The sequence below is a fragment of the Butyricimonas sp. Marseille-P2440 genome, assembly GCF_900091675.1.
Lineage (GTDB): Bacteria > Bacteroidota > Bacteroidia > Bacteroidales > Marinifilaceae > Butyricimonas > Butyricimonas synergistica.
In genome coordinates this window covers 835,555-856,093 of the sequence record NZ_LT594610.1, presented here as the reverse complement: position 1 = coordinate 856,093, position 20,539 = coordinate 835,555, and the positions used below count along the sequence as shown (strand labels likewise).

The window sequence follows — 20,539 nt, the reverse complement described above, 5'->3', positions numbered from 1 at the left end:
TTTTTATGAAATAGATAACCTACATTTGCTAAACAAAAGTAATAAACTTACTCAAAAGAACTATTGTTTCACATTAAAAAATACGATTATGGCAAAGAAAGTAGCAGTTTTAGCAGTCAACCCGGTAAATGGATTCGGATTATTCCAATATTTGGAAGCATTTTTCGAGAATGGTATCCCTTACAAGGTATTCGCCGTTGCCGACACGAAAGAAATTAAGACGAACTCCGGCATCACCCTGTTTGCCGATGACGTGATCGCTAACCTGAAGGGACACGAGGACGAGTACGACGCACTCGTGTTCGGCTGTGGCGACGCCATGCCCAAGTTCGGTGAGAACGCCGGAAAACCCTACAACCAGGATATGCTTGCCGTGATCAAAACCTTCGGCGACAAGGGTAAAATCATCATCGGGCACTGCGCTGCCGCCATGATGTTCGACGCCACGGGTATCATCACCGGCAAAAAAGTGGCAGTCCACCCGCTCGCGAAAGCCGCTATCCAAAAAGGAATCGCTACCGACGAGAAATCTGAGATCGACGGTAATTTCTACACCGCTCAAACCGAAAACACCATCTGCAGCATGATGCCACAAGTTATTGAGGCGCTGAAAGGTAATTGAAAAAACACCTCAACAATCAACTTACCACGCTAAATGTATCGGACAAGCCCGGGTGAAGCCCAAAGATGCTCTCTCCCGGGTTTGCCCTATCTATTTCCTAGGTTGACAGGCGTTTACCCTAACTACTATTCTATCGTTGTTCTATTGTTATTCTATTGTCATCCTATTTAAATAGAATAACAATAGGATTTAAATAGTACTATTACCAGATTACAATTAGAGCAAAATAGGAGAAAGCTAGGTGTAATCACCGGGAGATACCCGAAAAAGATTTAAAATGAATAAGATTATCGAATCAATTGCGTTTTTCATTTATTAATTCTAATTTCGTTGCGGTAAATTAAAGAAATTTTTCCGTTATGGAATAAGAATAATATAACCACAAAAACAATAAAGATTATGGCAGAATTCAAGTATCAAGAACCATTTCCGATTCAAAAAGACAACACGGAATATCGTTTATTGACAAAAGATTACGTGAAAACCATCGATATCGAGGGACGTAAAATATTAAAAATTGAAAAAGAAGGGCTGGAACTACTTGCCCGGGAAGCATACGCCGATGTATCTTTCTATCTCCGCGCTTCTCATTTACAGAAATTAGCCAATATCCTGAAAGACCCGGAGGCTAGTGACAATGACAAATTTGTCGCCCACACCATGTTGTTAAACCAAGTCGTGTCAGCCAAGGGAGAACTACCCACCTGTCAGGATACAGGTACCGCTATCGCCATTGGTAAAAAAGGCGAGAACGTGTGGACCGGGTTTAATGACGCGGAAGCCATCAGCAAAGGTGTATTTGAAACCTATCGTGACCGCAACCTGCGTTACTCCCAAGTAGTGCCTTATACCATGTTCGACGAAAAAAACAGTGGCACCAACCTTCCGGCACAAATTGACCTGTACGCCACGCAAGGCAATAAATATGAATTTTTGTTTATCACCAAGGGAGGAGGATCTGCCAACAAGACTTTCCTGTATCAACAGACAAAAGCCTTATTGACCGAAGAGTCTTTGACCAAATTTATCAAAGATAAAGTGAAAGACTTGGGAACCTCCGCTTGTCCTCCCTACCACCTTGCCGTGGTGATCGGCGGAACCTCTGCGGAAGCCTGCCTGACAACCGTGAAGAAAGCCTCCGCAGGATACTATGACAACCTTCCTACCGAGGGTAACGAGGGCGGTCAAGCCTTCCGTGACCTGGAATGGGAAGCAAAAATCCAAAAGATCTGCCAGGATATGGGAATTGGGGCACAATTTGGCGGTAAATACTGGGTACACGATGTGCGGGTAATCCGCATGCCGCGCCATGCGGCATCCTGCCCCGTGGGTATCGGCGTAAGTTGCAGTGCCGACCGTAACATCAAGGGCAAGATCACCGAGGACGGTATATTCCTCGAGCAACTAGAGAAAAACCCGGCTCGCTTCTTGCCCGCCGAAAACCCGGCTCTAGCCCCCGCCGTGAATATCGACCTCGACCAACCCATGGAAGAAGTATTGAAGATATTGAGCCAATACCCCGTGAAAACCCGTCTGAACCTGTCTGGAACCCTCATCGTGGCTCGCGACATCGCCCACGCACGCATCAAAGCCATGCTTGACGAGGGAAAACCGATGCCCGAGTATTTCAAGAACCACCCGATCTATTACGCCGGTCCCGCCAAGACCCCGAAAGGCATGGCATCCGGTAGCTTCGGACCCACGACAGCCGGACGTATGGACCCATATGTCGACCTGTTCCAAGATCATGGCGGCTCAATGATTATGGTTGCCAAAGGTAACCGTTCACAAGCTGTCACCGACGCCTGCAAGAAACACGGGGGCTTCTACCTCGGTTCCATCGGGGGACCCGCAGCAATTCTTGCCAAGGAAAGCATCAAGTCAGTTGAAATCGTCGCTTTCGAGGAACTGGGCATGGAAGCCATCCGCAAGATACGGGTAGAAAACTTCCCCGCCTTCATCATCGTGGATGACAAGGGAAATGACTTCTTCGCAGAATGGGCACATTAATGGCAAAGAGTTTATATAAAAATAACGCCAGAGGGATCCCTCTGGCGTTATTTTTAGCTTTTTACTTTCAGCTTTATTCCTCTACCGGTTCGAAGTCTTCTTTACCGACTCCGCAAAGCGGGCAAACCCAATCTTCCGGAATATCTTCAAAAGCGGTTCCGGGTGCAATACCCCCGTCAGGATCACCTACTGCCGGATCATAAATATAACTGCAAACTGTGCAAATGTACTTTTTCATAGTGCTATTGTTTTTAAATTTCAACAAATATAATAATTCTTATCAGACATCACATAAATTTTTTAATCAAATTCAAGTGCTTATACGGGACGTAGCGAAAATGGTTATCTATAAAAGTGGAAGAAATAACAACAGATTTCAAATTACTGAAAAGTTCAAAGCTCGCCTTGCCATGATATTTGCCGATACCGCTCATCCCGACTCCCCCGAAAGGTAAACGGGGATTCGCCACATGAACAATAGTGTCGTTCACGCAAGCCCCCCCAGAAGTAGTGGTTTTCAACACTTTCTTTGCCATTTTAGATGTCCCGAAGTAATACAACGCCAAAGGTTTCTCACGCGCATTCACGAAAGCGATAGCCTCGTCGAATTCCCAGTAAACAAGGACGGGTAATACGGGTCCGAATATCTCCTCCTGCATCAAAGGACTGTCCGGATCTACTCCCGTCATCACGGTCGGGGCTATATATTTTCCCTCTATATCGACCTCTCCCCCCACGACGACCTGTCCGGAAGAATGCATCAGATGTGCCAACCGTTCCGCCGCCGCCCGGTGTATAATTCTCGTGTAATCCGGGCTATCGGCGGGATTCTCCCCGTAGAAATGCTGAATGGCACGTTTAACCGCATTCACGAAAGCTGTTTCCAGTTCCGCAGGCACAAGAACATAGTCGGGTGCCACACAAGTCTGTCCGGCATTCAGGAACTTTCCCCACGCGATTCGGCGGGCAGCAATCTCGATATTCGCACTTCGGTCGATAATACAAGGGCTTTTACCCCCTAACTCCAACGTCACGGGAGTCAGATGCCGCGAGGCTGCCTCCATAACTTCCCGACCGAAGCGAGCCCCTCCCGTGAAAAAGATATAATCAAAACGCTCGCTTAACAAGCGGGTGACCATCTCCCCATCCCCCTCGCACACACACACGTGATCTGAATCAAAAACCGCAGAAACGATCTCCCCGACCACTTTCGCCGTTGCCGGCGCATGGGGTGAAGGCTTCAACACAACACAATTCCCGGCGGAAAGCGCCCCGACTAAAGGTTCCAGGAGCAACTGGAACGGGTAATTCCACGGGGATATGACAAGCACTACCCCATAAGGCTCGTACATCAACCGGCTACGGGACGGCAGAAAAGGCAACGGTGTCGCCACCCGTCGTCCCCTAGCCCAACGCTTCAAATGCTTCACGTGATAATCAATTTCTCCAACCACCACGCCAATCTCCGTCAAGTACGCTTCCCCCTCGGATTTTCTCAAATCTTCCCACAAAGCCCGGTTGATATCCCCCACTCGAGAGAGGATCGATTTCTTCAGTTCTTTCAGTTTTGCCAATCGCCAGGATACATCACGAGTTATCCCTTTCCTGTAAAATTGCCGTAAAGATTCCGTGTACACGGAGGAAGTATCCAATTCATCCATATTTTATTTTGTTACATTTTAGAAAACAAAGATATATTTTATTTCAATAAAAACTTTTCCCCCGGGCATATCGTTATATCCAAACTAAATTAAAACAACCAAACATGAAAATAGGTGCTTTATATGCATTACTATCTATTATCACTTGGGCAATAATCAGTGTTATCACCCGATTTTGCATCATCTACCTGGAAACTAATATTTTAGTTTTCGCCACCTTACAGATATTCTCGGCAGGGGTAGCCCTGTTACTTATCCGGAAACCGGTTACCCGTGACGGCTGGCGTTCTGGGGTAAAATACTCATGGCTTTACACGATACTCCAAATATGCCGCAATTTCTTCCTTGCTGCCATATACCTATCGATCACGAGTACGGAAACCAGTTTGTTGATAAACGGGGAGATCATTGTGACCACGATACTCGCATACATTTTCTTTAAACGTCGTCCTCACCCAAGCAACATTTTCGGGATGCTCGTTATCCTAGTCGGCATTATACTATTCATTCAATCGCTTCCAGAAAACATTCAGTTACGGGTAAGCATACTTATATCCTTGGCGGTAATAGCCAGTTGTACGCGTGCCATCGTGGTTGAAAAAACGACCATTGCCAGTCCAAACACGACCACCCGCCAGAAATGCGGAATCTCAGGATTCACCATGTTTTGGGGAGGAATTATTGTCATGTCCGTACTTACCGTTATTGCCATCGGGGAACATATATTCGCACCCGGGTATATAACCAACCATCCCGAATGGTTTTACCTGCCTCGAATAGAAGACATTCTCCACCCGACCACGATCGTGTCTGCCTGTATTACCGGATTCACGCTGACGGCTCTATCCACTTACCTGTATTACGCTACCCTCAAAACTGCCACGGCGGAAACGTTCATGACCTTTCGGGCATTCCAGCCCATGCTGACTTACGGACTGGAATCTCTGGTCGCCATCTACGCAATCAATTTAAAACCGGAGCTGGATACAAGAGATTATATCCTCGGGTGTGTCATTATTTTAGGTTCTTTTCTCATCTTGCTCATGCCACCCCGGCGCACAAGACAACTCGAACCGAAGCAGTACATGACGGACTAAACACTTGAAAAGGATAGATTCAGAGATTTTCGATTTAATGATTTAGTGATTAAGGAATCACAAAATCGGCAATCACGAAATCACAGAATTTATTCAATCTAAAATTGATAAGATTTCTGTTTCCTGAGAGGGATGGTACCAACGGATGTCCGGGTCATTGCGATACCAGGTGAGTTGTTTTTTAGCATATCGGCGGGTATTACGTTTTATCAAGCGGATAGCTTCTTCCCGGTCGAACTTCCCATCGAAATAATCGAACCATTCTTTATACCCGACAGTATTCAATGCATTCAAATGTCGTAACGGGTAGAGCAAACGGGCTTCTTCCTCCATGCCCGCCTCCACCATAAGGTCAACCCGACGATTGATTCGATCGAATAATTCCTCCCGCTCCCGGTTCAACCCGATTTTCACGATAGAGAACTCCCGTTCCTTCACGGAACGAGTTAAAAAAGATGAATAAGGCTTCCCCGTCATCAAGCAAACCTCCAAGGCGTGCATGATACGCTTGGCATTTTTCAAATCAACTTGAGTATACCACTCGGGGTCTAATTTCTTTAGCAACAAACGCAAAACCTCTATCCCGTCCCGCTCGAACATTTCCTTTACCGATGCCCTTACGTCATCGTCAATCGTGGGCATCTCGTCAATGCCTTTACACACGGCATCAATATACATCATTGAACCACCAGCCATAATAACGACATCCGTTTCCTCGAAAAGTTCACGAATCTTCGCTAAAGCCTGCTGCTCGAATTCCCAACAATTGAAATAGTCCCGCACCGACACCGTTTGTATAAAAAAATGAGGAACTGCCTCCAATTGCTCTCGCTCTGGCACGGCAGTTCCTATATACATTTCTTTATAAATCTGACGGGAATCGCACGAGATAATAGACGTCCGATAATGCTTCGCCAACTCTATACTCAAGTCGGTCTTTCCTACCCCCGTTGGTCCCAGCAATACCAGCAATGTCTTCATCCATTCTGTGATTTCATGATTCTGTGACTGCCGATTAAAGAAATTAGAATCACCTAATCGCTAAATCGCAAATCACTAAATCTTTTAGAGTCTATCAATATAATCATCCAAGCTCTCGTAACGGTCGTCTCGAAAATACTCGTCGTCGCCACCACGATCCTGACGATCGTCATCATCATAATCGCCATTCCCGAATTCTTCCATAAAGCTATCGTCGTAATCGCTGTCATATTCTTCCTCGGGCTTGTCGAATTCCCAATCGGTGTTATTTTCGTCATACGAGAATTGTTCCGGGATATCTCCCTCACAAGCAATACATACCGGCATCACGTCAGAAGAATCACGAATATATTCCCCGGCATACTCCACCTTGAAATACTTATTGGAAAAGAAATCATACACGTATTCCAACTCGAGACATCCTGGTTTAATAATATCACTGATCTTCGTGTTATCCATAACAAGATTCTCACTCTCCTCGTCATCCACGGTCATATCCATCAAAGCGATCTCTTTCACCCGGTTCCCCATTCGGTCTAACGTGAAGAAAGAAGCCATTTGAGAACTATCGTAATTTAACGTCTCTACAATTTTATCGTGAAATTTTTGGAATGTCTGTTCCCCACCAACTGCAATTTCACACCTAAAATCCGAACTAGTCGGTAAACTGATTTCAAATCTGTAATCCATATGTTATTTAATTTTAACCAAGCATCAATGCAGAGCCGACGCCTAACGCCGTAACACCCAATAGCACGAGAATAACGAAAGCGACCACCGCCAAAGCAACACAAATCCCGATAATCCCGCAAACACGTCCGGCACTTAGATTCTTGTAAGAAATCTCCGTGTATTTATCCGGATTCTCCAAGTAAGCCTTACGAGGTGCCGAAGCCATGGCAACCGCAATAATCCCCAACACCAATCCGACGAAACCGTAACACCAGCAAAATACCAGTGACAATATACCCAATACCAACACCGCTGTGGCGTTCGGGAGGTCTTTTTTTCCTGTTTCAATTATCTCCATCGTTGTCGTTTTAATGGGTTATTAATTTAAGCAAATATGAAATTAAAATTATTATCAAGCAAACAAAACCCGTAATTTTTAATACCACCGGGGATATTTTTTTTATCCCGGTAAAATGCCCCGCTGCAAGGGCTATAAACACGATCAAGGGTATCAATGCCGGATAGGTTTTCACGGAATCAGTGATCTCACCTCTAAACAACATAAAAATAGCAGTCTGAAACCCGCATCCCGGGCATTCGATACCCAAAGCATTCTTCACCAAGCAAGGCAACTGATGTGCTTCCAGCCAATCGACAACAGTCAACTCCATACTCCGGAAGACCAATACATTAAATATCGTGCACGACGGTTTCCAGAATATCCATAGCCTCCTTGATCAGGTTGATATTCGCCTGCGATCCCATGTGACCGATACGGAATACCTTTCCTGCCAATTTGCCATAGTTTCCGCCAACGACCATACCTTGCACCCTCAACTCGGAATCCAAACGTTCCCAAGTCATATGCTCCGGCACGTAAACAGCTGTCACGGTGGGAGAACATACCGCATCTTCAGCGGGATACAGCTTCAAGCCCATTTCCTTGATTCGCTCCCGGCAATAGGCGGCAACTTTTTCATGGCGGGCAACACAACTATCCAACCCTTCCTCGAAGATCAACTCGCAAGCCTTACGCAATTGCGCAGTTCCTTGCCAGTAAGGAGTGTAAGGGAAACATCCCGTTTCCGGGGCAGTCAGGAAAGGCAACAAAGCCTCGTACCCGGCATAGTTCACGTCTTTCACGATCTCCCATGCCCTATCGCTCACCGACAGGAATGACATATTCGCCGGAGCGGACAAGCATTTCTGCGAGCCACCCAATGCCAAATCCACGTGGCAAGCATCTATATTAATAGGAGTACCACCCAAACCGGACACGATGTCCACGCATAACAGGGGAACCCCGTGTTTCTCTTTCAAATCACCGATCTCCTGCACCGGGTTCATTGTCCCACTGGGAGTTTCATTCTGTACCATCGTAATCATTTTCGGCTTAAAGTCCACGATGGCTTTCTCGATAGCCTCGAAATCATGAAAAGTTTGGTCATACCCGAAGTCCAGGGTCAGAGCCTCACACCCGATCGCTTTTGCCATATCTCCGAACCCTTCGCCGAATAATCCCGTGGAAAGCACCAGCACCCGATCGCCCGGTTTCAACGTGCTTTTCAAGGCTGTCCATAGAACCAGCATCCCCTCGCCCGTTTGAATCACAACCCGGTTGCGGGTTTTCATCATCTTTTGTAACAAAGCTTCCGTTTCCCGATACAAAGCCGCGTATTCCGGCTCAAAATCCGCAGACCCAAAGTTCTGGGCTGCAACTTTCAAAATCTCCTGCGGGACAGCAACAGGTCCCGGAACTAACGGTATTAGATACTTTTCCATTCTTAATTACAAGTTTATCATGTTTTTGTACTCTTTTTTCATGGTTCGGTAAACGACAAAACCAAAGCACTAGTTCGCAAAACTACAAATAAGAATTGTTAAAAACACTACCCGTGAATAAAAAAATTAACAATCGCCGAATTTACAAAATTTACCCCGAAAAATCCAAACCTATTTCGATGACAATTCGTCATAATAACAAACAGCGAGAAAATAGGTACATTTTTTGCTAAAAAACACAGAAGAGTACGAACAAAACTCGTTTGGATTAAATATTAAAATGTATATTTGTACTTTAAATTAGAAATTAGTATTAGAGAATGAGTGGAGCAGAAAAATTAGTTGAACAAGTAGTAGAAACATTAAACAATAATAAAGGTGTCGACATCGTAAAGATTGATTTGAGGAGAATAGAGAACTGTTTCTGTAGTTTTTTCGTAATATGTCACGGTACTTCCAACACACACGTGGCAAGTTTGGCTGACTACGTTTATGATGAAGTGAACGAGAACACGGGAGAAAAGCCATTGCACATGGAGGGAGAACAACAAGCACAATGGGTGGTACTCGACTATGGTAACGTGGTCGTACATATATTCCAGAAAGAACAAAGAGATTATTATCAACTCGAAGATTTTTGGGTCGACGCAAAAATAACCAGAATAGAAGAAAATTAATACACGGATATGGCAGAAAATAACAAACACGATAACTTCGATTTTCCTCCGGTGGGGAGGAAAAACAATAAAATGCAGAAATTTGGCGGCTACTGGACTTATATTATTATTGCCGCCATCCTTATAGGCTACCAATTCTTTAGTATGCCGACAAACCCCGAGCGTATCTCGTGGCAAGAATTCAAAAACGAAATTCTAGCCAAGGGAGAAGTGAAAGATATTGTCATCATCCGAAACGGTGGGAAAGCAAACATTTTCCTGAAACCGGAAAAGATTGAAACTCATGACAAGTTAGTAGCCAAAGGGTTTAACAAAAAAAGTACGGGTCCGCAGTATTATGTACCGTTCGGCACCCTTGAACAATTCGAGAAAAACTTGGAAGACGCCCAAAAAGAATACCCGGAAGCGGCAGACATACACATCGACTACGGGGATGAATACAACTGGTGGGCAGACGTCATTTCCATACTTTTACCTCTAGCCCTATTCATCGGGATCTGGGTATTCTTCATGCGACGGATGAGTAAAAACGCCGGAGGGGGTGCCGGAGGGGGTATCTTCAACGTGGGGAAATCCAAAGCCAAATTGTTTGATAAAGAATCAAACATCAAGATCACGTTTAAAGACGTGGCAGGATTAGCCGAGGCGAAACAAGAGGTAGAAGAAATCGTATCGTTCTTGAAGTCACCCGATAAATACACCAAACTAGGAGGTAAAATCCCGAAAGGAGCTTTGCTGGTGGGACCTCCGGGAACAGGTAAAACCCTGATGGCAAAAGCAATGGCTGGAGAAGCTAATGTTCCGTTCTTCTCCATGTCGGGTTCGGACTTCGTCGAGATGTTCGTCGGCGTGGGAGCTTCCCGCGTACGCGACCTCTTCAAACAAGCGAAAGAAAAAGCACCTTGTATCATATTTATAGACGAGATCGATGCCATCGGTCGTGCCCGGGGTAGAAACCCGAATATGGGCGCCAACGACGAACGCGAGAACACGTTGAATCAACTACTTACCGAGATGGACGGGTTTGAAACCAACTCGGGAGTGATTATATTGGCAGCCACCAACCGGGCGGACATCCTGGACAGTGCCTTGCTTCGAGCCGGACGTTTCGACCGACAGATATATGTAGACCTCCCCGAACTGAAAGACCGGGAAGAAATCTTCAAGGTACACTTGAAACCGTTGAAACTTGCCAGCGACATTGATTACGGCTTCTTGGCAAAACAAACCCCCGGATTCTCGGGTGCGGACATTGCCAACGTGGCCAACGAGGCTGCCTTGATTGCCGCACGAAAGAACAAATCTGCAGTAGAGAAACAAGACTTCCTTGATGCGATCGACCGCATCGTGGGAGGACTCGAGAACCGGAGTAAAGTAATCAAACCGAGCGAGAAGAAAGCCATCGCCTACCACGAGGCAGGGCACGCCACCGTGTCTTGGCTGTTGCAACACGCACACCCGCTGCTGAAAGTAACCATCGTACCGAGAGGAAAAGCCCTCGGGGCTGCCTGGTACTTACCACAAGAACGCCAGATTACCACGAAAGACCAGTTGCTGGATCAGATGTGCTCCGTGTTGGGCGGACGTGCCGCAGAAGAGATCGTGTTCGGGGAAATATCCACGGGTGCCCAGAACGACTTGGAACGCGCCACGAAGCAAGCCTATGCCATGGTTTCCATCTACGGCATGAGTGATAAAATAGGAATGTTAAGCTATTACGATTCCAGTGGGCAAAGCGATTATAGCTTCACGAAACCTTACTCGGAAAAAACGGCGGAAGTCATCGACCAGGAAGTGAAAGACATGGTTTCAGCCGCATACGAACGGGCTAAACAATTATTGAGTGAACACAAAGACCAGCATCGCCAGGTTGCCGAACTCTTGATAGAGAGAGAAGTGATCTTCAGCGACGACCTGGAGAGAATACTCGGGAAACGTCCTTGGACAGAAGACGGGGATACCATTCAACCCGAAGAATTATAAAGGCAAAGGGACTTTCCCGATAGGATAGAACAGTATAAACTAAAAAACGAAAGTTATGGACAATTGGGTATCTGTTTTCTCGACAACCGAAGTATTCGTTGCAGAACGAATCAAGGAAGTGCTGATCGACTCGGGGATTCCCGCTGTAATTCTGAACCAGAGAGATTCTTCTTACATGACTTTTGGCGATATCAACGTCATGGTTAACAAGGAAGACAAGGAAAAAGCCGAGCAAGTTATAAAAGCATACAATGATCGTGAGTAATTTTCTTAAAAGGGCAATCAGCGGACTGTTGTTTGTCGTAGTACTAACAGGGTGTATTTTCATACACCCCATTTGTTTTTACGTACTGTTCTTTATCATCAACATTCTTGGTATTCTTGAATTCGGTCGTATGGCACGGCACATGAATATCCATATCAACCTCTTTTTCTGTATCGTGTGCGGGAGCGTGTTATTCACCGTAGGATTCCTGCACAACTACATTAACTACAAGGATGGTTACCTCTATTTCTTTATACTGACATTTATCATGGCGATCTGCGAACTCTATCGCAAAAAAGGAAACGGCTTTCAAAACATTGCCTTTTCCTATTACGCCTTATTATATATCAGCTTGCCTTTCACGCTACTGATTTACTTGCCTTACATGACCTCGGGCAAATGGATGCCGGAAATTATTTTTTTCCCGTTCCTGCTCGTGTGGGTGAATGACACATTCGCCTATCTATCAGGTTCCCTGTTGGGCAAACACAAGCTTTTCCCCCGGATCTCTCCGAAGAAATCATGGGAAGGAGCTATCGGCGGCGGGCTGATGACCGTCATTGTCGGGTTGTGCGTGGCACCGTATATCGAGGGCTACCGCATCGTCGACACGGCTATCATCTCCGGCATAGTAGTCGTTTTTGCCATCTACGGCGATTTGCTGGAATCCCTGTTCAAGCGTAGTATCGAGGTCAAGGATTCGGGTAATCTCCTCCCCGGACACGGGGGAATACTCGATAGATTTGATGCAGTTATTTTTACAATTCCCGCAATTTTTGTTTATATGGAATTCATGTATTAACTTTGCCCGCTGTTCTAATAACGTAACGAAAAGAATATGAAAATACATAAAGCAGGTCATATACTGTTATTTAAAGCATTTGTACTCATTGCCTTCATCAACGTGCTAGTCTACGTTTTCTCGCCCAGCGCCATCATTTTCAGGGCAGTACTTATCGTCAGCGGTGTATGTTACCTTCTCATGGTAAACTTTTTCCGGTTCCCGAACAGGCATATTATAGTGAAAGACGATACCATCCTCGCTCCTGCCGACGGGAAAATCGTGGTTATCGAGGAAACATTCGAACCGGAATACTTGAAAAAACAATGTATACAGGTATCCATTTTCATGAATATCTTCAACGTGCATATCAACTGGTTCCCGATCAACGGGATCATCAAATACTTCAAATACCACCAGGGAAGATACATGGCTGCCTATCTGCCTAAATCTTCTACGGAAAATGAAAGAACCACAATCGCCATAGAAGCCCGTGACGGACGTGACATTGTCATGCGCCAAATTGCCGGGGCTATGGCAAAACGCATCGTATCATACGCTCCCGTGGGCGGGGAAGCACGTCAAAACGAACACGCCGGATTCATTAAATTCGGCTCCCGGGTTGACCTCTACTTGCCGCTAGGGACTAAAATAGACGTGAAATTGGGACAAAAGGTCACTGGTTCACAAACTCTTATCGGAACATTTCAAGAACCCGAGTCCAAGTGATGCATTCACCGGCTCGTAAATAATCATTACTATGTCTGTTCAAAAGAAAGTAAAAAGAGTAACTACCCACGTGTTGTCAGAAATGAAACTCAAGGGAGAAAAAATAAGTATGCTTACAGCTTATGACTATTCCATGGCGAAAATCATCGATAATGCCGGGATAGATGTTATACTCGTGGGTGACTCTGCCTCCAACGTGATGGCGGGGCACGAAACCACCCTGCCGATCACTCTCGACCAAATGATATATCACGGGGCATCCGTGGTTCGCGGTGTCGAACGCGCACTGGTAGTCGTGGATCTCCCCTTTGGTAGTTACCAGGGAAACAGTAAAGAAGCTCTTTGCTCAGCTATCCGCATCATGAAAGAAACAAGCGCCGATGCCGTAAAACTAGAGGGAGGAAAAGAAATCCTCGAATCCATTTCACGTATCCTCTCCGCCGGTATTCCGGTCATGGGACACCTCGGGCTTACCCCGCAAAGTATCCATAAATTCGGGACTTACGTCGTGCGGGCACAAGAAGAAGAAGAAGCTAAAAAATTGATAGAAGACGCCCACTTATTGGAAGAAACAGGCTGTTTCGGTATAGTGCTGGAAAAGATTCCGGCAAAACTAGCAGCCCAGGTTGCCCAAGAAGTAAGTATCCCGATCATCGGTATCGGTGCCGGGGGCGGCGTGGACGGTCAGGTACTCGTGATTCACGATATGCTGGGAATCAACCAAGAGTTTTCTCCCCGCTTCCTTCGCCGTTATCACAACCTCTATGCCGAAATGACGGGAGCTGTCAGCAATTACATCAACGACGTGAAGAGCCGCAACTTCCCGAACGAGAGAGAACAATATTAAATCATTAAATAAATATGAGGGATTTGGAGATTTTATACGAGGACAATCACATTATAGCCGTGAACAAGAAGGTTTCGGACATTGTGCAGGAAGACAAGACGGGAGATGAACCTTTGAGTGAAAGGGTGAAAGCGTATATCAAGGAGAAATACAACAAACGCGGCGACGTGTACCTGGGTATACCCCACCGCGTGGATCGCCCGGTAAGTGGTGTCGTGTTATTCGCCAAAACCAGTAAGGCATTGGTTCGTCTGAACAAAATGTTCCAGGAACACGACCAGGAGATCACCAAAATCTATTGGGCAATCGTGGGGAACCTCCCGGAACAAGACCATGCCCGGTTGACGCACTATCTCACGCGTGACCCCGAGAAAAACAAATCCTACGCTTACAACAAACCCAAGGGCGGGGCTAAAGAAGCCATCCTCGAATATACCTTATTGGGAGCCGGACAACGTTATTACCTGTTGGAAGTAAAACTCTGCACGGGACGCCATCACCAGATCCGTTGTCAATTGGCAAAGATCGGATGCCCCATTAAAGGCGACTTGAAATACGGTTCCCCCCGTTCCAACGAGGGTGGCGGCATCAGCCTTCACGCCCGTTCCATCACGTTCAAGCACCCGGTGAGAGAAGAAACTATTACGGTCACCGCTCCCCCACCGCTGAAAGATCCGTTGTGGCATTTCTTCTACGAGAATCTGAAATAACACAAAAAACGTACAAGCATAACGTTGCTTGTACGTTTTTTTAATAGAACCATTAGGGTTATTTACTATCTTTCAACGCTTTGTTCAACTTCATCAACAAAGATTGATAATGAACCTTCGTGTCACCCGTTGCCCCGGCAACTTGAGATGACAGCAAACGTTGTGCTTTCAGTGCCATGTCTTGCAAATAAACCTTCGAATTGTCGATCTCGCCCGTGTTGACACGCCGCACGAAACCGTAACCATACCCGAACTCGTTCAATGCCATTTGCTGTGCCACGTAACCGATGCCCTTCTCTTCTTCCAGCTGACGGAATTTATCCAGGTATTTATGGATAAAACCAGTTTCATCCAACCCGTAAGCCGCAATCTCATCCACGGAAGGCATGTAAGCCACATCCGTCAACATCCGCAAAGCGCCACCGCCGGCTTCTTTCAAGGAACTACTGGAAACATCCACGATAAATTGTTGAAGCATCTTGTCCGTGTCCGTCAATTTCCGTCCCTTGATCGTGCTATCGAAAGCACCGTTGTACAAATCTGTCAAATACTCCTTCACCGTGTAAGGATTAGCAGCCAGGTGAGAAGACAAAAGGATATTCCCCGTCAGGCGCTCCAATTGATCCAACACCCGTTTTTGCAACACGGGAGCCATATCGACAGCCAAGCTGAAATTCGTCGTCAACTCTTTATCATTCAACCAATCGGAAGACTTAAACTCTTTCAGAATCCATGCCAGCGATGCCTTTTGCACGTCCTTCGGGACAGACACATGGCGTTGTCCCTGTGTACCATCCTTCACTTCCGTCAGGTAAATACCACCGATATTATACATCACATTCATAATGTAACGATAATACTGATTAGCGATTTGCTTGTACAACTGTTCCCGATGCGTGAAATCCGTATCATCGGCAACCCAATCATTCAGGTTCGCAAGAATATACTTCAAATTCTTGATACCATAGGCACCTGCCTTCATCGGGTCGTCGCCCAAGTCTTCCTCTATGGCACTCGGGTCATAGCGGGAATAGATTTGTTGCCTGCCGTAACGATAACGGGGATCACCCGCTTTCTCGTCCACCCAACTCTCCAAAGTTGCCTGCTCGTCCCATTCGTTTTTCGCGTCCAACAAAGGTTGGTAGCTCCATTTCACGAGGAAATGATCGTAAATCCCCAAGTCGGGAGGCGTCAGCCGTACCCCTTTGTCACCCGGTTGTGCCACGTAATTGAAACGCGCATAATCCATGATACAAGGAGTAGTCCCGTAAGTATTCGTGAAAGAAGCGGAACGCAAGGAATCCACCGAATAAGAAGCCGAGGCCGACATATTATGCATAAAGCCGAGGCAGTGCCCGATCTCGTGAGCCACCACGTAAGCGATGGATTCCTTCACGATGTCGTCCGGCATCTTCTTTGCCCGCACCGAGGGATCGATTTGTGCCGTCTGCACGAAACGCCAGTTATTAATCAAGCGGATCACGTCGTTGTAAACCAACACGGAAGCGTTGATAATCTCGCCGGTCGTCGGGTCAACCCAAGACGGACCCATGGCGTTTGCCGTGGACGACGGCAGATAACGGATACAAGAATACTTCAGGTTATCCGGGTCAAATTCCGGGTCATCCGTCGGGAAATCACGTACCTGCACGGCATTCTTGAAGCCGATCTTCTCAAAAGCGGCATTCCAACGTAAAGTACCCTCCTTGATCGGTTGTTTCCACAATTCCGGGAAAGCGTCATCGATATAGAACACGATCGGTTTCACAGGCTCCACCAGTTCGCCTCGCTTGTAAGCGGCAACATCTTTCGGTTCCATACGCCAGCGATTCGCTAGCGTGTAATTCTGCACACCATCTTTCTCCGTGGAAATATGCTGCTTGCTCGTCACGAATATACCCACGCGGGAATCCGAGATACGGGGACGCATCTTCTCCTCCGGCAGCAACAACAGTGAACGGGTCACCGTAGCCGTCAACGGCATGTTATCCAAAAACGAGAACGACATGAATCGCAGTGATACCTTGTATGACAACATGGATTTCACGGTCAGGTTATCGTCAAATGCCTTGATTGCCCCCAAAGCAGCACCCTCCTTGTTGAAAGTGGACACCACCTGTATCAACCCCATGATAGAAGTCGGCAAGAAAGCAAACTCTTTCATGTCGGTCGTGAATATCGGAGTTACGTCAATCACGACAGCCGTACTGTCCGGATTATAAGCCGCAATCTTGTAAGAATAAAGGACTGCATCCATGAAATTCTTATCAATAGCCTTCTGTAAAGAAGACTCATTCGGGTTTGAGGTCACGTAAGCATTCACCTCGTTGAGATATATCGTACTGTCTATCTTCGTGAACCGGATATGCAGCGGGTCATTCTGTTTGTAACCCACGTCACAAAAATCATTGCTCGAAGTCGACGTCAACGTGGAAGCCAACAACATCTCCCGTCCCAAGTACTTCACCGGGATCTCGAAATACAACTTCCCGTCCACCTTGTGAAGCGTGATAAAATTACTCTTCACGGTTTCACACGACTTCTTCTGGAACAATTTGTCATAAGCACTTTTCTTCACGGGCGCTTTGATCTCCGTCTGTTTACCCTTCTTCTTACGATCAGCAGCCCCAGCTTCCCGTGTAAAAGGAAAAAACACGAACACTGCCAACAATACTAACATCCATTTTTTCATACTTTTCATTTTTATAGTAAGACATTGAAATTAATTGTAAGAGTAGAACTACCTCTCTCCCCTGCATAAAGAAGAGAGGCAGATTCTCATCTTTTCATCTTTAAATTCTAAACCTTAAATCTTTATCCTTATTCCACTTTATCAAACAAAAACACAAACGGGTAAAGATCCTTCATCGGATACTCGTCCGGATCACCTCCATGCCATGGATGTGTTTCCTCATAATAGGAAGCTGTCAAAAAATCCGTTGGTATATAATCTATAATCCTTAATTCTAGCATCTTCCCGTTACTCAACAATCTCATTCCCACGATGACTTCCCTTTCATCAATATTTGTTGCCGAATAATTCACATTCGCTTTGCTCAACTTCACAGTCATGATATCACGCACCGGCGAATTATTTTGATCGTATAGAGTCCAAGGTCCTTCTTCCTCGAGAGATATTTCACAATTCCGGAAATACTTTGCCAAATCTCCCTGTACCTGACTAACATCCAATATATTCGGTCCTTCTGCAATTTGTATTATATCCGTTGGTCTGTAATCCATGGGAAGATTATCACAATCACTCGGATCAATATAGCCTGCCATCCGCCGTATAAGCGATTCACTCGTGAATTTACTATATACCCATTTACCAACCAAAGCCTTGAAGAGAGTCGGACCGGAAACAGTAATTCTAGTGGCAGAAGTCGTTCCCCCTTCATAAAGTCCCCCTTCGCTCAATCGCATGATAATCTGATCTTTCCCCTCTTCTTTTTTCAAGAAATGAAGAACAACATCCGCCGTTGCTTTCATGTTGCCCATCACCAACTCTTTCGTACCACCGACAATCTCGTAATGTACTCCCTCCACCGCTGTCGAAGCCGGATCTATCACAAAAGGAACTCGGACTTCTCCCCGCTTATACATATAGTCCGTACCTCCTACCGATAAATTCATTTTGACTGTTATCTCGCTCTTCAAATCATATTTCGATTCGGCAAAAGAACAAGTAAACATATCTTTCGTCTCCACGGGAATCATGGCAACCCGATTATTCCACAACTGAAAACCATCCACCTCTTTCAATGCCAAACGGATTTCCCTTTGTGCAACCACGTTGTCTTTCGGGGTAATCCAAATCGTATCGATTGTTTGACCCGGCTGAAGTGTAAAGGCTTCTGCCTCTATCGTGTAATCCTCATCCAGAACAGCCGAACCCGAAATATCAAAAGGAATGGTTATTTCCTTCGTGGCTGGTTCCGATGCGATCACTTCCACTGCTACCGGCGTTGCAGCCTTCAAGATATATATCGGTCTGCCGAAACTCAATGTCGCCATATTATTATCATCATCCGAGCAAGCAGCTAGGAAAGATGCCAATAATATCAGTATATATAAAAATAAACTCTTCCACATAACTCGTAATTTTTATTATTAATCACCATAGGCTTCATCGTAAGCATCTCTTTTCGCTTGAACCATATCCTGTTCCGCATTCGTCAAACGGGGAGGTATAGGTAAGATAAAATTGTCATTAATATCCGTCAATCGAGGCGGAGTATCCTTCACGTCTTCGCTACAAGCAAGGGCTAATAATCCCATTGCAAGAAGAACTATTACATATTTCAATGTTTTCATAACCATCCAATTTTTCATTAATAATTATCATAACCGGGGTTCTGTACCAAACCAGAGTTCAGCTTTATATCTGCCTTGGGCAACGGGAATGTGTACAAGAACTTCTGGGTTACATATTTCACCCCACTGTATCCCCACCAAAATTCAGGACACCCGTTCCTTTTCAGTTCAAACCAACGGTCTCCGTTTTCCATGTAAAATTCTTTTCTCCTCTCGTTTAGAATGGCTGACATCAAGGGTGTCAATGCTTTTCCCGTTGCGTCTACTTTTATCAAAGCCTCCGGATCCACCTCGGGCAAGGTTTGCTCCGTGTAGTCTGTATACGGGGAGATCCGGTGTGAACGTAAATGATTCAAATAACGGAGCGCCTCTGTCGTATTCCCCGCATGGACGTAACTCTCTGCCATAATCAGACACATTTCGGCACTTCGTATAACAGACCTCAAAACTTTATTATTTAATAGTTTATCCGTGAAATAAAGTTCATAGCGCACATCATTCTCTTTTTCCGTGTACAGATCTATCAGATTTTGAGCAACCAGACGACCCTGCAAATACCCGAATTGCAAGTCCGTGTAACTTTGAAACTTATTAATTCCGGAACGCAAAAGTTCATTTCCTTTCTGGTCTACCTCGCTCTTCATCATTGCCTTATACTCTTCCCCTTGAATCAAGGGATAGAGATCCAACACTTCTTTCGCTGTTGAAGTGGCTAAATCCCATTCTTGAATCCAGAAATACACCCGTGCCAGATAAAACTTCATCACGTCGGAATAAATACGGTAATTCTTATCCGTCTGGTTCATCCCGATAGCCGTTTTAAGATCATCGACGATAAAATCAGCCGTTTCTTTCAGTGTCGAACGGTCAGGACTTCCCTCCATATCAAACACTTCCACGAGGGGCACCCCGTTCATATCTGTCGCCTTCGTCTTATCGTAAGGCTCGCAGAAACACCGCATTAAATTATAATAGCAAATACCTCTCAACGCGTAAGCTGTCGCAATTACTTTTTTCCCGAGTTCAGAACTCTTATCTTCCAGATCATTTAATATAATATTGCAATCCTTTATGATCTCATACAAAGTCTTGTACCTGAACGTGAGGCTATTGATATCTGTTCCGACGTAAATAGGCACCCGAGTAGTTGAATTAAGATCCCCATCTAGATTATCGGAATACCCCTCGTAACTCACCGTTTTCGTGTAATCCCCCAGAATAGTATAGTCACTTCCATCATCTATTTGCAACAAATACTTATGTATTAATGCCGCAAATTCTTCTGCTGTTTCCGGGAGCACCTCTCCCTTGTCTTTCACATCCAAATACTCATCACAAGATGTAAGACCGAACAGCAGTAATACCCCAATGTATAAAAATACCTTTTTCATATATACTTTCTCTA

Annotated in this window: 21 protein-coding genes; 10 read left to right on the top strand and 11 right to left on the bottom strand. The window is 45.6% G+C overall.

The genetic code is table 11. The features are described 5' to 3' along the window. Positions 1-88: 88 nt before the first annotated feature. Positions 89-622, top strand: coding sequence for a DJ-1/PfpI family protein (locus BN8899_RS14560; RefSeq protein ID WP_065219961.1), 534 nt, complete (start codon positions 89-91; stop codon positions 620-622). A 399-nt stretch (positions 623-1,021) separates the two neighbouring features. Continuing rightward, entirely contained in the window at positions 1,022-2,632 is a 1,611-nt protein-coding gene (locus BN8899_RS14555; protein ID WP_018336833.1) for a fumarate hydratase, read from the top strand. 73 nt (positions 2,633-2,705) lie between these two features. On the opposite strand, the gene rd is transcribed toward BN8899_RS14555, so the two are convergent. Both rd and BN8899_RS14545 read right to left on the bottom strand, forming a co-directional pair. Then, positions 2,706-2,870 carry a rubredoxin gene (rd, locus tag BN8899_RS14550; protein ID WP_065219960.1) on the bottom strand — a complete coding sequence of 55 codons (165 nt, stop codon included), beginning with the start codon at positions 2,868-2,870 and terminating at the stop codon, positions 2,706-2,708. 49 nt (positions 2,871-2,919) lie between these two features. Next, positions 2,920-4,293: an aldehyde dehydrogenase gene (locus BN8899_RS14545; protein ID WP_065219959.1), complete on the bottom strand. Its 1,374-nt coding sequence runs from the start codon at positions 4,291-4,293 to the stop codon at positions 2,920-2,922. A gap of 104 nt (positions 4,294-4,397) precedes the next feature. Between BN8899_RS14545 and BN8899_RS14540 the strand changes: the two genes are divergently transcribed. Then, positions 4,398-5,390, top strand: coding sequence for a DMT family transporter (locus BN8899_RS14540; RefSeq protein WP_065219958.1), 993 nt, complete (start codon positions 4,398-4,400; stop codon positions 5,388-5,390). Between the two features lie 93 nt (positions 5,391-5,483). Here BN8899_RS14540 and miaA read toward each other — a convergent pair whose 3' ends face one another. From miaA to BN8899_RS14515, 5 genes are all read right to left on the bottom strand, one after another. Further along, positions 5,484-6,371 (bottom strand): tRNA (adenosine(37)-N6)-dimethylallyltransferase MiaA, encoded by an 888-nt coding sequence (gene miaA / locus BN8899_RS14535; protein ID WP_065219957.1) that lies wholly within the window; start codon positions 6,369-6,371, stop codon positions 5,484-5,486. A gap of 84 nt (positions 6,372-6,455) precedes the next feature. Further along, positions 6,456-7,061 carry an IS1096 element passenger TnpR family protein gene (locus BN8899_RS14530; RefSeq protein WP_018336837.1) on the bottom strand — a complete coding sequence of 202 codons (606 nt, stop codon included), beginning with the start codon at positions 7,059-7,061 and terminating at the stop codon, positions 6,456-6,458. 13 nt (positions 7,062-7,074) lie between these two features. Next, a complete protein-coding gene (locus BN8899_RS14525; protein ID WP_018336838.1) occupies positions 7,075-7,401 on the bottom strand; it encodes a CCC motif membrane protein in 327 nt (108 codons plus the stop codon). 10 nt (positions 7,402-7,411) lie between these two features. Continuing rightward, complete coding sequence (locus BN8899_RS14520; protein ID WP_040371467.1) at positions 7,412-7,714, bottom strand: DUF2752 domain-containing protein; 303 nt, start codon at positions 7,712-7,714, stop codon at positions 7,412-7,414. A gap of 19 nt (positions 7,715-7,733) precedes the next feature. Further along, complete coding sequence (locus BN8899_RS14515) at positions 7,734-8,825, bottom strand: pyridoxal-phosphate-dependent aminotransferase family protein (RefSeq protein ID WP_018336840.1); 1,092 nt, start codon at positions 8,823-8,825, stop codon at positions 7,734-7,736. A gap of 320 nt (positions 8,826-9,145) precedes the next feature. On the opposite strand from BN8899_RS14515, the gene rsfS reads away from it, so the two are divergent. Genes rsfS through BN8899_RS14480 form a run of 7 tightly spaced genes read left to right on the top strand, consistent with a single transcriptional unit; the run spans position 9,146 to position 14,817 of the window. Next, positions 9,146-9,502, top strand: coding sequence for a ribosome silencing factor (rsfS, locus tag BN8899_RS14510; RefSeq protein ID WP_018336841.1), 357 nt, complete (start codon positions 9,146-9,148; stop codon positions 9,500-9,502). Positions 9,503-9,511: 9 nt separating this feature from the next. Continuing rightward, positions 9,512-11,485, top strand: a complete 1,974-nt coding sequence (gene ftsH / locus BN8899_RS14505; RefSeq protein WP_065219956.1) for an ATP-dependent zinc metalloprotease FtsH — start codon at positions 9,512-9,514, stop codon at positions 11,483-11,485. A gap of 55 nt (positions 11,486-11,540) precedes the next feature. Continuing rightward, complete coding sequence (locus BN8899_RS14500; protein ID WP_065219955.1) at positions 11,541-11,750, top strand: putative signal transducing protein; 210 nt, start codon at positions 11,541-11,543, stop codon at positions 11,748-11,750. Next, positions 11,737-12,552 carry a phosphatidate cytidylyltransferase gene (locus BN8899_RS14495; protein ID WP_082987072.1) on the top strand — a complete coding sequence of 272 codons (816 nt, stop codon included), beginning with the start codon at positions 11,737-11,739 and terminating at the stop codon, positions 12,550-12,552. The genes BN8899_RS14500 and BN8899_RS14495 overlap by 14 nt, the downstream gene beginning before the upstream one ends. 36 nt (positions 12,553-12,588) lie before the next feature. Continuing rightward, positions 12,589-13,260 (top strand): phosphatidylserine decarboxylase family protein, encoded by a 672-nt coding sequence (locus BN8899_RS14490; protein WP_018336845.1) that lies wholly within the window; start codon positions 12,589-12,591, stop codon positions 13,258-13,260. Positions 13,261-13,291: 31 nt separating this feature from the next. Then, a complete protein-coding gene (gene panB / locus BN8899_RS14485) occupies positions 13,292-14,107 on the top strand; it encodes a 3-methyl-2-oxobutanoate hydroxymethyltransferase (protein ID WP_026207329.1) in 816 nt (271 codons plus the stop codon). Positions 14,108-14,130: 23 nt separating this feature from the next. Further along, entirely contained in the window at positions 14,131-14,817 is a 687-nt protein-coding gene (locus BN8899_RS14480) for an RluA family pseudouridine synthase (RefSeq protein WP_065220749.1), read from the top strand. A 58-nt stretch (positions 14,818-14,875) separates the two neighbouring features. On the opposite strand, the gene BN8899_RS14475 is transcribed toward BN8899_RS14480, so the two are convergent. From BN8899_RS14475 to BN8899_RS14460, 4 genes are all read right to left on the bottom strand, one after another. Continuing rightward, entirely contained in the window at positions 14,876-17,509 is a 2,634-nt protein-coding gene (locus tag BN8899_RS14475) for a zinc-dependent metalloprotease (RefSeq protein ID WP_065219954.1), read from the bottom strand. A gap of 128 nt (positions 17,510-17,637) precedes the next feature. Next, positions 17,638-18,912, bottom strand: a complete 1,275-nt coding sequence (locus BN8899_RS14470) for a hypothetical protein (protein ID WP_065219953.1) — start codon at positions 18,910-18,912, stop codon at positions 17,638-17,640. A gap of 18 nt (positions 18,913-18,930) precedes the next feature. Further along, positions 18,931-19,134 carry a hypothetical protein gene (locus tag BN8899_RS14465; protein ID WP_065219952.1) on the bottom strand — a complete coding sequence of 68 codons (204 nt, stop codon included), beginning with the start codon at positions 19,132-19,134 and terminating at the stop codon, positions 18,931-18,933. A gap of 17 nt (positions 19,135-19,151) precedes the next feature. Further along, positions 19,152-20,525, bottom strand: coding sequence for a RagB/SusD family nutrient uptake outer membrane protein (locus tag BN8899_RS14460; RefSeq protein ID WP_065219951.1), 1,374 nt, complete (start codon positions 20,523-20,525; stop codon positions 19,152-19,154). Positions 20,526-20,539: the final 14 nt, after the last annotated feature.

Excerpts from the sequence above, each read along its gene's own strand:
- BN8899_RS14560 (WP_065219961.1), top strand. The coding sequence starts at position 89 with ATGGCAAAGAAAGTAGCAGTTTTAGCAGTCAACCCGGTAAATGGATTC.
- BN8899_RS14555 (WP_018336833.1), top strand. The coding sequence starts at position 1,022 with ATGGCAGAATTCAAGTATCAAGAACCATTTCCGATTCAAAAAGACAAC.
- rd (WP_065219960.1), bottom strand. The coding sequence starts at position 2,870 with ATGAAAAAGTACATTTGCACAGTTTGCAGTTATATTTATGATCCGGCA.
- BN8899_RS14545 (WP_065219959.1), bottom strand. The coding sequence starts at position 4,293 with ATGGATGAATTGGATACTTCCTCCGTGTACACGGAATCTTTACGGCAA.
- BN8899_RS14540 (WP_065219958.1), top strand. The coding sequence starts at position 4,398 with ATGAAAATAGGTGCTTTATATGCATTACTATCTATTATCACTTGGGCA.
- miaA (WP_065219957.1), bottom strand. The coding sequence starts at position 6,371 with ATGAAGACATTGCTGGTATTGCTGGGACCAACGGGGGTAGGAAAGACC.
- BN8899_RS14530 (WP_018336837.1), bottom strand. The coding sequence starts at position 7,061 with ATGGATTACAGATTTGAAATCAGTTTACCGACTAGTTCGGATTTTAGG.
- BN8899_RS14525 (WP_018336838.1), bottom strand. The coding sequence starts at position 7,401 with ATGGAGATAATTGAAACAGGAAAAAAAGACCTCCCGAACGCCACAGCG.
- BN8899_RS14520 (WP_040371467.1), bottom strand. The coding sequence starts at position 7,714 with ATGGAGTTGACTGTTGTCGATTGGCTGGAAGCACATCAGTTGCCTTGC.
- BN8899_RS14515 (WP_018336840.1), bottom strand. The coding sequence starts at position 8,825 with ATGGAAAAGTATCTAATACCGTTAGTTCCGGGACCTGTTGCTGTCCCG.
- rsfS (WP_018336841.1), top strand. The coding sequence starts at position 9,146 with ATGAGTGGAGCAGAAAAATTAGTTGAACAAGTAGTAGAAACATTAAAC.
- ftsH (WP_065219956.1), top strand. The coding sequence starts at position 9,512 with ATGGCAGAAAATAACAAACACGATAACTTCGATTTTCCTCCGGTGGGG.
- BN8899_RS14500 (WP_065219955.1), top strand. The coding sequence starts at position 11,541 with ATGGACAATTGGGTATCTGTTTTCTCGACAACCGAAGTATTCGTTGCA.
- BN8899_RS14495 (WP_082987072.1), top strand. The coding sequence starts at position 11,737 with ATGATCGTGAGTAATTTTCTTAAAAGGGCAATCAGCGGACTGTTGTTT.
- BN8899_RS14490 (WP_018336845.1), top strand. The coding sequence starts at position 12,589 with ATGAAAATACATAAAGCAGGTCATATACTGTTATTTAAAGCATTTGTA.
- panB (WP_026207329.1), top strand. The coding sequence starts at position 13,292 with ATGTCTGTTCAAAAGAAAGTAAAAAGAGTAACTACCCACGTGTTGTCA.
- BN8899_RS14475 (WP_065219954.1), bottom strand. The coding sequence starts at position 17,509 with ATGAAAAAATGGATGTTAGTATTGTTGGCAGTGTTCGTGTTTTTTCCT.
- BN8899_RS14470 (WP_065219953.1), bottom strand. The coding sequence starts at position 18,912 with ATGTGGAAGAGTTTATTTTTATATATACTGATATTATTGGCATCTTTC.
- BN8899_RS14465 (WP_065219952.1), bottom strand. The coding sequence starts at position 19,134 with ATGAAAACATTGAAATATGTAATAGTTCTTCTTGCAATGGGATTATTA.
- BN8899_RS14460 (WP_065219951.1), bottom strand. The coding sequence starts at position 20,525 with ATGAAAAAGGTATTTTTATACATTGGGGTATTACTGCTGTTCGGTCTT.